Annotated in this window: 9 protein-coding genes; all 9 read right to left on the reverse strand. The window is 59.3% G+C overall.

The genetic code is table 11. The annotated features are described in order from the left end of the window. Positions 1-97: 97 nt before the first annotated feature. Entirely contained in the window at positions 98-823 is a 726-nt protein-coding gene (locus AC6I97_RS14580; RefSeq protein WP_224089876.1) for a nitroreductase, read from the reverse strand. Between the two features lie 167 nt (positions 824-990). Then, the gene (locus tag AC6I97_RS14585; RefSeq protein WP_224089875.1) at positions 991-2193 is read right to left on the reverse strand and encodes a CaiB/BaiF CoA transferase family protein; all 1203 of its coding nucleotides are present in this window, start codon (positions 2191-2193) and stop codon (positions 991-993) included. A gap of 63 nt (positions 2194-2256) precedes the next feature. After that, the gene (locus AC6I97_RS14590; RefSeq protein ID WP_224089874.1) at positions 2257-3054 is read right to left on the reverse strand and encodes an enoyl-CoA hydratase/isomerase family protein; all 798 of its coding nucleotides are present in this window, start codon (positions 3052-3054) and stop codon (positions 2257-2259) included. 134 nt (positions 3055-3188) lie between these two features. After that, complete coding sequence (locus tag AC6I97_RS14595; RefSeq protein WP_224089873.1) at positions 3189-4334, reverse strand: acyl-CoA dehydrogenase family protein; 1146 nt, start codon at positions 4332-4334, stop codon at positions 3189-3191. Then, positions 4331-5401: an acyl-CoA dehydrogenase family protein gene (locus tag AC6I97_RS14600; protein WP_224089872.1), complete on the reverse strand. Its 1071-nt coding sequence runs from the start codon at positions 5399-5401 to the stop codon at positions 4331-4333. The genes AC6I97_RS14595 and AC6I97_RS14600 overlap by 4 nt, the downstream gene beginning before the upstream one ends. Further along, positions 5394-6179, reverse strand: coding sequence for a TetR/AcrR family transcriptional regulator (locus AC6I97_RS14605; RefSeq protein WP_224089871.1), 786 nt, complete (start codon positions 6177-6179; stop codon positions 5394-5396). Before AC6I97_RS14605 ends, AC6I97_RS14600 begins: the two co-directional genes overlap by 8 nt. Before the next feature lie 175 nt (positions 6180-6354). After that, on the reverse strand, positions 6355-8490 hold the full coding sequence (locus AC6I97_RS14610; protein ID WP_497945263.1) for a 3-hydroxyacyl-CoA dehydrogenase NAD-binding domain-containing protein: 2136 nt from the start codon (positions 8488-8490) through the stop codon (positions 6355-6357). 363 nt (positions 8491-8853) lie between these two features. After that, complete coding sequence (locus AC6I97_RS14615) at positions 8854-9282, reverse strand: MarR family winged helix-turn-helix transcriptional regulator (protein ID WP_224089870.1); 429 nt, start codon at positions 9280-9282, stop codon at positions 8854-8856. Between the two features lie 213 nt (positions 9283-9495). Continuing rightward, positions 9496-11235, reverse strand: coding sequence for a 2-isopropylmalate synthase (leuA, locus tag AC6I97_RS14620; RefSeq protein ID WP_497945264.1), 1740 nt, complete (start codon positions 11233-11235; stop codon positions 9496-9498). Positions 11236-11656: the final 421 nt, after the last annotated feature.

Raw genomic sequence — 11656 nt, forward strand, 5'->3', positions numbered from 1 at the left:
GTGAATTGCTGGTGTGACGTAGAAGGTGACTACAGGGGAACCTTGTCAGAATGGAAAAGTCCCACTCCCGAGACGAAGCAGCACCAAGCTCTATAGCTCAAACCCACTGGGTGAAACTATCCACTGTCTCCCGCGGCGTCACGAGTGTGTTCACTGGCGCTGACTCATCGGCGTAGCCAAGTGACATACCGCAAACCAGCGTTTCGTCCGGACCAGCGCCAATGATGGGCTTAATTGTCGACTCGTAGTAGTTCCAAGCCGCCTGCGGGCACGTGTGAAGGCCCCGAGCCCGGGCCATAAGCATGATGTTCTGCAGGAACATGCCGTAATCGATGAGCGATCCTCGCCCCATGACCTTATCGACCGTAAAGATCAGCCCTACGGGGGCATCAAAGAAGCGGTAGTTACGCTGTAGCTGAGCGTGCATCTTGTCCTTCTCGCCCCTGCCGATTCCGAGAAGGTCGTACAAGCTCCAGCCGTTTTGACGCCGCCGGTCGATGTACGGCGAAACCCATTCAGCCGGGTAGAAGTCGACCTTGTCGCGGTGCTTTTCGGCCAAGCCCGGATCAGAGAAGACCGCGTCGTCCACAGCGCACACTTGGTGGACAACGTTATCCCGCTGATCGCCCTGAAGCACGTACACCTTCCACGGTTGTGTATTCGTGCCGGATGCGGATTGACTGGCGACGCGGAGTATTTCCTGGATGTCGCTTCGGGCGACGGCCTTGTCCGGAAGGAATGCCCGGCAGGAGAAGCGGCTCTCGATGGCGGCTTCCACACTCGCGGGGTCCTGCACTTCAGTCGTGACGCGTGATGATATCAACGCACTTCTCCTAGCAGTGTTTAGATTTCGGTAATTCTTACTGAACGCCTTCATCGGCTATCAGGTGGACTCTGGCAGAACGGGCAGTTAGCACCCCGCCGGCCGACCCGCCCTGCAACTTCATCTCTAGCCTTCCCAACATTTGCATCACAGCGCCGCGCCGTAGGCTAGATCGTGCCCGCTTTGCGCAGTCCCGCGATATCCGCGGCCGAGAGACCAATGAGTTCACTTAGAACCTCGTCCGTGTTGGAACCCAGTTCGGGAGCTGGTCGCATCGCAGGAGCCGGCGTGCGGTTCAACCTTGGCTGTGGCGCGGGCATTTTCAGCGCACCGTGACGAGGATTCTCGACGGTGGCGATTGTGCCCCGGGCTTGATATTGCGGGTCGCCAACGATGTCCTCGATCGAGTAAATGAGGGAGTATGCTAGACCCTTTTCGTCGAGTATCTGGCAGAGTTCCGGAACGGGCAGAGACTTGATCCACTCCCCAACGAGTCGATTTATCTCCTCGATGTTGTCGATGCGATTCGCGTGCGTGATGAAGCGCTCATCACCGATCAGGTCCGGTATTGCTTCACACAGGCGACGGAACATGCGGTCCGAGGATACTGTGAGGACGATATGCCGCCCATCGATCGTTTCAAAGTGGTCCCCCGGTGCGGCCGCAAAATGCAGGTTCCCTGTGCGCTCCCGCTTGTCGCCAAACTTATCGAACGCGGTCACCATCACATCAGTGAATCGGAAGACCGTTTCATACAGCGAAAGGTCAATCTGCTGGCCCTTACCGCCTCGTACGTCCCTGTTGTACAGGGCCACCATCGTCCCGAAAGCTGCAAGCACCGCTGTCTGGTAGTCGGCGATGGCAACGCCGACCTTAACCGGAGCACGGTCAGGGTAACCTGTCGCGTTCAACACGCCGCCGAGCGCCAGACCCATTCGGTCATAGCCAGCTCGAGGGGCATACGGGCCAGTTTGTCCATACCCGGAGACGCTGAGCATCACCAGCCCAGGGTTCACCTGCTCCAGGTCTTCCCAGGCAAGGTTCCACCGTTCCAAGGTCCCGGGACGAAAATTCTCCACCAGTACGTCAGCGCTCTTCACTAACTCCTTCAGGATCCGCTGCCCCTCGGGTTGACGTAAGTCCAGCGTGATTGATTTCTTGTTGCGCCCCTCGACGTTCCACCACAAGCTCTCACCATCGCCCAAACTCGGGCCGATATGACGCAAAGTGTCTCCCTTGCCGGGTTGCTCGACCTTGATCACCTCAGCACCGAAATCCGCCATCAGAGTTGCAGCCACGGGCCCAGCGACCATGGTGCCGACATCGATCACTCGTATGCCTGACAATGGTCCTTTGACGTTCTGTTCCATAGATCTCATTCCTTAAATCTTGAATACGCAGGTGTGGGGCCTCGGCCCGGGACGCACCGCCATCTATCTACCCTGAAACTGCGGAGGACGCTTTTCCCGGAATGCCGCCAGCCCCTCGACGCGATCGGCAGAATGGCTATAAAGGTTTACCAACGCCCGTTCGTAGCGCAGTCCGATTTGTGCCGGTTGATCCAAAGAGTCGTTTAGCGCTTGCTTCATTTTTGCCAACCCAAACGGGCTCTTACCGGCAAGCTTGCTGGCCAGTGCCGACACCGCGTCATTTAGGTCTTCGCCCGGGACGACCTGGCTTACCAAGCCCATCGCCAGCCACTCGCGGGCGGTAGGCATATCGCCTGTGAACATCAGATACTTGGCATTGTTGAGGCCGATCTTCCGCGGCAAACGCACCGTGGCGCCCGCCCCAGGGAACATAGCGTAATTTGAATGGGCGTCCCCGAGGACCGCCGACTCCGCCGCAATCACAACGTCGCACGCCAGCACCAATTCCAGACCACCGGCGATAGCGATCCCGTTAATCGCCGCGATCACAGGCTTAGTGCACTCTTCGATCAGGTTCGTGAGTTCACCAATTTTCTTCACAAAACGAGCACCCTCCTCGGTACTGCGCTTTGCACTGTCCTTCAAATCCGCGCCGGCACAGAAAGCCCGACCCGTTCCAGTGAGGACAATAATCCGCACATCTGGATCTTCATCAGCGTCCTGAATGACCTTGGTCAGATCATCAACAAGCGACGCGGTAAGCGCATTCAAAGCCTGTGGCCGGTTTAGCCTTAGCCACAAGACGTGCCCGGTCTGCTGCAGATGAAGTTCGTCCGTCTCCGTTGACAGCTCTATAGACATTAGATTTGCCCTTCTTATTTAACTACGCTTGTGCATACTCGGGCGTCCCATTGAAGCCCTCGCTAGGTAGTTCTTGGTGGGTTTGAGCATCACGTTCCATGACACAGGAACCTGAGTGTTCATGGCGAGCCCGCTCATCGCAATCCGAGCCCCTTCGCGACGATGCTGCGCAGCACTTCTTTTGTTCCTCCGCGGATTGTAGAGGAAGGCGCGTTCAAAACCACGTGAGCCAGTGCAGCACGATAGGCGTCAGAGGCGGTGGGATCGGGCTCGGTCTGCAGAGCGAGCCGCAGGATCTCGGGGATCTCCTGTTCGAAGCAGGTGCCCAGATCTTTTACCAGCGCCGCATGAAGTGCGGCATCTTGGCCGTCGGAGATCATCGTCGCCACAGATCGTGACATCCGGCGCAGGGTGGCGAGGTGGGCAACCAGGCGCCCTAGGGCCTTGGCGCCCTCAGTCGACGGATGCCGTTTCAGAACATGGACGAATTCTTCCAAGAGACCGAGGTGAGACAGAAAGCGCTCCGGCCCGCTACGTTCGAACGCCAGCTCACTGGTGACCTGCTTCCATCCTTCACCCTCGACCCCGATAAGCGCCTCGTCGGGAAGGAAAGCATCCTGCAAGTGCACTTCATTAAAGTCGTGCACTCCGGCGATGTTGACGATCGGCTGGCACACGATTCCGGGCGTCTTCATGTCGACCAGGAACTGGCTCAGGCCCGCGTGACGCTCCTGAGTGGCCGGCGACGTGCGGCACAGCAGGATCATGTAGTGGCTGCGGTGTGCATTCGTGGTCCAGATTTTCGCGCCGTTTACAAGCCAGCCTCCGTCCACTTTCGTGGCACGAGTGCGAACCGACGCCAAGTCTGACCCGGAGTCCGGCTCGCTCATTCCAATACAAAAGTAAGATTTGCCGGCAGCGATGCGGGGCAAAATTTCCTCACGCTGACGCTCATTGCCGAAGCGCAGCAGCAATTGGCCGCTCTGGCGGTCGGCTACAGAGTGTGCAGTGATCGGCGCGCGGGCGGCAAGCAGCTCTTCCAAAACAACATAGCGTTCAACGAGTCCGTAGCCGCCACCGCCATAGCGCTGGGGAAAGCCCATACCGATCCATCCGCGCGAGCCAAGCACTTCGCTAAATTCAGGATCGAAGCCACCAAAAACGCTGGCCGTGTGCGGGTCGCTCCGAAAATCAAAATCGTCGAGGAACTCGCGTACCTCTGCCCGCAGCCGTTCGCCGACCTCGGACTGCCTTGGGCGCGGAAAGGACAGGTTACTCATCGCGTCGCTCCTAATTCGAGGGCACTGCCCGCCGGCGTCAGCGTGCGCCAGAGGGTTTTCCCAGATTCGTCGGCCAGAACGCATTGCCCTAGAACTTCGGCCCAAAAGGCTTCGTTGCCGCATTCGTCGCGCCAGGACCAGAGCCGTTTCGTGAAGCGATGCAATTCGTGTTCCTCCGTGAAACCGATCGCACCGAATACTTGGTGGGCGATTGCGGACGCTTGTCCGGCCGCTTCACCGGTGCGGATCTTCGCACTTACCGCATCGATATTGTGCGCGAGAGACTCGTTCGTATCGGCGAGCCAGCCATCAATCGCCTCGCCACCGGCTTCGGACGCTGCCCGCGCGGCCGCTGCCTGCGTGGCCAGTACGGCAATGTTCTGCTGGACCGCCTGAAACTTGCCGATCGGTCGGCCGAATTGGACCCGCATATTCGCATAATCCACGGTCAAGGCCAATGCATGTTCGATTGCACCTGCCATCAAAGCGCTGCGCATGACTGCAGCTATCGCCAGCAGCGAATTGGCCTCGAACGGCACGGGCACCACGGCAAGCGGGACGACGCCTTCGAGCGTCATGTCGTCGCGCGGTTCGCCTGCGAGGTTTTGACCGGGCGTCATCGAGACACCGGCTGCATCGCGGGCAACGACGATCAGCTGGGCCGCTGGGCCCTCGCTCATGAACGCGACGTGCGTGCAGGCGCGTCCCCATGGCACGCGAACGAGAGCTCCGTCGACGTGCCACTCGTCGCCAGATCGGCTGAGCCGAAACGGTTTCGAGGGCGGAGGGAAGGCGATTGTCGGCAACTCGACGTCTTCAATGCCCGCAAAGTTCAGGAGCCAATGCCCAATCATGGCTTCGGCCATCGGCACGGCAGCGGCGTACTTGCCAGCAATCCCCAAGAGCTCACAGGCAGCAACCCAGCTCACGCCGACCCCACCTTTACTCTCAGGCACCAAAGCCTTGTCAAAACCGACGCTTTGCAGAACCTCCCATAAGTCAGGGGGTCCATCGGCGAAAATGCTCGTCGCCGTTTGATGGAGCATCTCGCGCGTTTCGTCATCCATCGTTTGCTCCTTCCTTCTGTTCGCGATCGGTAGGTGCCGCGAACGTATGTTCGACCAACTGCACTACCTGATCCCTGATTCCACGTATGTCTGCTGCAGATCCTTGAATAAGACGCTGGGATGCAAGGCCACGAAGGGCGCCCACGACGAACTCCGCCCCAATTGCAGGATCGATATCCGCACGCACCTCACCTTGGGCAATTCCTATGCGCAGGTTGTCCTCCAGCCACGCAAACATCTCACGGTTATAGACGGCAACAACTTCCGCCGTTTCTGAGTTCTCGAGAAGGGACTCCGCCAGCAGCAGTAGGAGTGTGCGGGTGTTCGTCCACTTCGGATCGCTTCGGCCCAAGTAGACACGGACATAGCCGAGTACCGCCTGCAGGCCAGCGGGGGGCGTCGGAGCATCTCGCATCTCCTGGGCGAAGGACCGATTGATGTGCAGAGTCAGAGCGCGCAACAGCGCACCCTTGCTGCCGAAGTGATGAGCAGCTTGCCCCCGGCTGTAACCTGCCGTCTGGCCGACTTCGGCCAGGGTCATTCCCACCCAACCTTTGCGCGAGAGGAGGGTGCGTGCAGCGGCAAGAAGCCGGGTCTCGGCTTCCTCCCGCCGCTCTTGCTGCGTCCGACGCCTCGGCGCCGGCTCCTGCTCTTCCCTGCCCGCTGGACGGTCACTCCTCCGAGCGGCGGCTGGTCGCTGCAACTCGGTGTTGTTATAGACAGCCTCATTGTGTGAAAGCCATCCGGACGCTTCTTCGACAGCTTGCCCTTTGTCCACGTCTTACTCCTTTGAACGCTCTTGTAGCTTAACAACTTACTGGTCAGCAATCAAGAACTTGTTTGTCGGTTATCAATCAAAGGTGAATCTAGCAGCATGCCACCAGTATGTGGGGACGGTAGTCTCACACGTGTGCCACGACCCCGACGGGCAAGGTGCGCCCTGGATTTGGGGCTTAGCGCATACCCAAGTGAAAGAGCTTGCCATTGACTCTCTCGGAGGCGCCCGTTCGGTCAAGGTACGGAGTGATGCCGCCGAGGTGCAGCGGCCAGCCGGCGCCGGCCATCATGCATAGATCCACGTCCTCCGCGGAAGCGACCACTCCCTCTTCAAGCAGAAGCCCGATTTCTTCTGCCAGGGCATCCTGGACTCGTTCGAGCAATTGTTCCGAGGTGGCCGGGAAGTGAGCGAATTCGAGGACGCCCATGGTGGATTGCGGGATATGCGGGCCGCCATCGTGTTCAGCGGTCCAGAGCGAAGTGATGCCGCGGTCGATAAGTCTTTGTAGATTGGTAGATACATGGAATCGGTCGCCGAAGGCGTTATGGAGAGACTCGATGACATGCTGTGCGACAGGAAGACCAATCATGCCCAACAGCGCAAACGGGGTCATTGGCAGGCCCATGGGCTTGAGTGCTTCGTCCGCTATTTCCGCAGGCGTACCCTCGTCAAAGGCCTTTAGAACCTCCGCCACCGAACGGAGTAGCACGCGGTTGACAACGAAGGCAGGCGCATCGAGGACGAGGACCGTAGTCTTCTTCAGCGCCCTGCCGAGGACAAACGCCGTGGCCAGGACTTCATCACTGGTCCTGGAAGTCCGCACAATCTCCAGCAAGGGCATAGCCGCCACCGGATTAAAGAAGTGGAATCCAATGACGCGTTCCGGGTGCAGGAGGTCTGCTGCCATCTCCGTTACGAGCAACGAGGACGTGTTGGTAGCGAGAATGCAGTTTTCGGAAACGACCGACTCAACTTCTGCAAGTACTTGCTTCTTGACGGTGAGTTCTTCGAAGACAGCTTCGACCACGAAGTCAGCGTCGGCAAAGGCAGTCGTGGAAACCGATCCGCTAATAAGGGTCTTAAGGTGATCGGCGTCGCATGGGGAGATGCGTTTCCCGGCGAGCAGTTTTTCCACCTGAGCATGGACGTAACCTATACCTTTATCCACGCGGCCTTGGTCGATGTCCGTCATCACAACGGGTACATGCAACTGTCGAGCAAACAACAGGGCCAGCTGCCCTGCCATCAGGCCTGCTCCGACAACTCCGACCTTGTTGACTGGACGGGCAAGCGCCGGATCAGGCGCGCCCGACGGATTCTTGGCTCTACGCTGTAGAAGTTCAAGAAACGCATAAACGGAGTCCTTGAACTGGGGTGACAGGATCAGTTCGCCGAGTGCGTTGACTTCCAAGTCAGCGGATTGTGCCTGATCCAGGCTTCTGCCCAGTTCGAGCAGATCCAGCAGACGAGCAGGGGCAGGTGCGGCATTGGAGGTCTTGGACTCGACGATGACCCGGCCGGCAGCAATGGCCGCATCCCACTCTTCCCGAGAGGAATCAGCAATCGCGGCCCGCCGTTGATCAAGTTCTTCCCGGCGTGCCGCGTCGGTGATAATCCGGTCCGCCCAGGCGAGGGACTGACTCAGGAAATCGGGACTGTCGAATGCGGTGTCTGCTATACCAAGCTCATAGGCTGACCTACCGTCAAGAACCTTGTTGTTAGCCAGTGGGTTCTCGATCATCACCTTCACCGCGTTAGCGGGCCCGATTAGCCGAGGAAGTCGGTACACTCCGCCCCAGCCGGGCAGCAGGCCTAGGTAGACCTCGGGCAGGGAAATCGCATTCGCGTCCGTTGAGACGGTACGGTAGCGGGCTGCCAGCGCGACTTCCAGCCCGCCACCTATGGCCGCACCGTTGATAAAGGCGAAGGTTGGAACGTTCATAGCTTCCAGTGCGCCAAACACCTGATGCCCCAGGCGTGCAACAGCCCGGGCCGACCCCAGGTCCTTCAGGTCCTTCAGAGCCTTAATGTCTGCGCCAGCCACGAAAAAACGGTTCTGGCCAGTGATGCCAACACCAGCTACCTGTCCGGAGTTTACTCGCGCCGCGACTTCCACAAGTATCTCCTGGAGTCCCAGCAGCGACTCAGAGCTAAAGGTGGCCGGCTTGCCTTCACCGCCCGTAAGCGTGATTAGTGCGAAGGTGCCTGCCACAGGCAGTTGGACCTCTGTCAATTGCGCATAGGAAGAGAGGCCGCGTACGGCGCCTCCCCCAGGATCAGTTTGAGTTGATGTGCGAGTGGGGTTTGTCATAAGTCATTCCTTAGTCAAGGGGGGCATTAGCGGCGCTCCGACACTGCTGCATGGGGCTTTCAACCGAAGGGCATTGCAGGTTCACCAGGAAACCTGCAATCACGGGCTATCCAGGCCTTCGCCGTTAGCAATTGGCCGGACCGGCTCCCCTCAAGTGCGGCGGGGCCGCCTTGGAGGACGAGCTAGGCCACCCTGCCCTAAACACTTCCGCCTAACATAATACTTGGTGAACAACTATGACGTTCCAGCGCATTCTGTGCATAAGACGGTGGCGTGACCGAACGCCAACAGGCGCTTAAGGTTCAGTCAGCGCCCCTTACGGGCCGCCAAACACCAGGCCCTCGATGCAGACGCATTCAGAGTTCAGTCGCTGGTCGCCTCAGACGCCAGTTTCCTGAGAACGGGAATGACTGCTGCGAGCGCCTTGCGGTCTTCCGGCGTTAGACGCTCGCTGACCGTTCGGTCCAACCAGCCGTATCCGACAGACACCTCCTGAGCGAGTTTCTGGCTGCCTTCCTGCGTCAGTTCAATCCAAACCCGGCGGCGGTCCACATCGTCGGGGACGCGCGATACCAGCTGCAGCCGTTCCAGCTCACGCGCCGCGAGCGAAATGCCTTGAGGGCTAACCCGTCCAGCCTGAGCAAGCTCCGAAGTGGTCGCCCGTCCATGTTCAGCTAGATATCGGAGAACCCCCAGCTTTCCGGGCGAGAGAGTCCGCTCCACGTTCAAGCGCGCCAGTAGAGGGTGCAGCGCCTCGAAGAAGGATTGTGTCATTTTCTTCTGGTCGATCATTCATCGAATATACAACCTGCTTGATCAACTTTGTTGTTCTTTCATGTGAAGATGCGAAACGGGCCTTCTTTGAATAATGGTGTTCCGACTTCCTAGTTATTAGGGAAACGATCGCAACTCTGGCTTCATGTGCTAGCCGATCTCGATGCTTCCGGACACGGTTGGGCACCCGACCGTGTCCGGAAACAGCGCGGCGTCACCTGGTGGAAGGAATTATGCTTGGGCGTCGCGAATGGCTCGATTCACGGCGGAGACAACAGCCTTGAGCGCGGCGGTGCTCGTGTTGGCGTCAATGCCGACGCCCCAGAGGACTCGCTCCCCCACCGCGCATTCCACGTACGCTGAAGCCATCGCGCTACCACCCTCTGAGAGGGCGTGCTCGCTGTAGTCCAGCACTCTGAGGTCCACGCCGTCCTCTCGCAGGATGCTCAGCAGCGCAGCAATTGGGCCGTTGCCGGTGCCGGTGCACTGAACCTGCACGCCGTCCACGGTAAGTGAGACGTGAAGCGTCGTGCCGCCGTCGTCATCTGTTTCCGTCTTAATGGCGCCCAGCGAGTAGCGGCCCCACTGCCTATCAGCCTCGACAGATGGCAGATATTCGTCTTGGAAGATCCGCCAAAGCTGCGCCCCGCTGACTTCCCCGCCCACCGTGTCAGTGCGCCGCTGGATGACGCTGGAGAACTCGATCTGGGCACGTCGCGGCAGATCCAGGCTGTGCTCGGTCTTAAGCAGGTAGGCGACGCCGCCCTTGCCGGACTGGGAGTTGACCCTGATGACTGCTTCATAGGTGCGACCCAGATCCTTGGGGTCGATGGGCAGGTACGGCACCTGCCAGGTGAAGTCGGAAACGTCTTTGCCGGCAGCGGCCGCGTCCCGTTCGAGTGCTTCAAAGCCCTTCTTGATGGCGTCCTGGTGTGATCCGGAGAACGCTGTAAAGACGAGGTCGCCGCCGTAGGGGGATCGCTCCGGGACGGGCAATTGGTTGCAGTACTCCACCGTACGGCGGACCTCGTCAATATTGGAGAAGTCAATCATGGGATCGATGCCCTGGACGAAAAGGTTCAGGCCCAGGGTGACCAGGTCCACGTTTCCGGTCCGCTCGCCGTTCCCGAACAGGCAGCCTTCGATCCGCTCGGCGCCAGCCATGTAGCCCAGTTCCGCTGCGGCCACACCCGTTCCACGGTCATTGTGCGGGTGCATCGACAGGATGATGCCTTCCCGGGGGTGCAGATGACGGCTCATCCACTCGATCGAATCGGCGTAAACATTGGGAGTTGCCATTTCCACGGTTGCGGGAAGGTTAATGATGACCTGCCGGTCAGCGGAGGCTTCAAAAACATCGGCCACGGCATTGCACACCCGCACAGCGTATTCCAGTTCCGTGCCCGTAAAGGACTCCGGGGAGTACTCATAGATGATATGCGTGTCAACGAGCGTTTCCTCGTATTTCTTGCAGAGCCGGGCGCCTTGGAGGGCGATATCCAAAATCCCGTCCTCGTCTTGGTTGAACACCACGCGGCGCTGCAACACCGAGGTGGCGTTGTAAAGGTGGACGATCGCCTGCTTGGCGCCCACCAAGGATTCGTAGGTCCGCTCAATCAGGTGTTCGCGCGCCTGGGTGAGGACCTGGATGGTCACATCGTCCGGGATATGGTTGCCCTCGATAAGCTGCCGGACGAAATCGAAATCGGTCTGGGAGGCGGACGGGAACCCGAGCTCAATCTCCTTGTAGCCCATGCGGACCAGCAGGTCGAACATCTTCATCTTACGCGCCGGGCTCATGGGATCGATCAGAGACTGGTTACCGTCGCGCAGGTCCACCGCGCACCAGCGGGGCGCCTTGGCGATGATTTTGTCCGGCCAGGTGCGGTCCGGCAGTTCCACCTTGATCTGGTCCTGGAACGGCGTGTAGCGGTGGGCGGGCATTCCTGAGGGCTTTTGTGCGTTTTGCATTACGTGGGGCACTTTTCTTGAGATCTTCATTGAAGGGTGGCCGGGTAACACGAACTCCGCGACGAGGAGGGCCTGCGCTAGATTGCGCCTGAGGCCTCGCCGCGGCAGCTAAGGGGAGGGATCTCCGTGCGCCCGATCTGAAGGTAGGACGAGTGCTCGGATGAAAGGGCACTGTTGCTATTGAGTCGGACACCAAGGGCATGCAGGTCATGGACGACCATGTCGAGCATCGCACTTCTGTCAGTTGACCTGCCGCGGGATCGGTTCCGCGGCAGTCCGCGTCGGGGAAGTGACTTCTTCGGGCCGGTATGTTCAGATTGCGGACGCCAGGACGGGCCCTGTTTTGTCAGCTCCAGCAAAGGATCGAAAAAGAGGGGCAAGCATGGGGTGTTGGGCTCGACTGCCGCCGGAAAGCTTGCTG

It is taken from the genome of Arthrobacter sp. TmtSoilC48, assembly GCF_059739425.1.

What these genes read in the sequence shown, in the direction of transcription:
- AC6I97_RS14615 (WP_224089870.1), bottom strand. Translation starts at nt 9,282, where the DNA reads ATGATCGACCAGAAGAAAATGACACAATCCTTCTTCGAGGCGCTGCAC.
- AC6I97_RS14600 (WP_224089872.1), bottom strand. Translation starts at nt 5,401, where the DNA reads ATGGATGACGAAACGCGCGAGATGCTCCATCAAACGGCGACGAGCATT.
- AC6I97_RS14595 (WP_224089873.1), bottom strand. Translation starts at nt 4,334, where the DNA reads ATGAGTAACCTGTCCTTTCCGCGCCCAAGGCAGTCCGAGGTCGGCGAA.
- AC6I97_RS14590 (WP_224089874.1), bottom strand. Translation starts at nt 3,054, where the DNA reads ATGTCTATAGAGCTGTCAACGGAGACGGACGAACTTCATCTGCAGCAG.
- leuA (WP_497945264.1), bottom strand. Translation starts at nt 11,235, where the DNA reads ATGCAAAACGCACAAAAGCCCTCAGGAATGCCCGCCCACCGCTACACG.
- AC6I97_RS14585 (WP_224089875.1), bottom strand. Translation starts at nt 2,193, where the DNA reads ATGGAACAGAACGTCAAAGGACCATTGTCAGGCATACGAGTGATCGAT.
- AC6I97_RS14610 (WP_497945263.1), bottom strand. Translation starts at nt 8,490, where the DNA reads ATGACAAACCCCACTCGCACATCAACTCAAACTGATCCTGGGGGAGGC.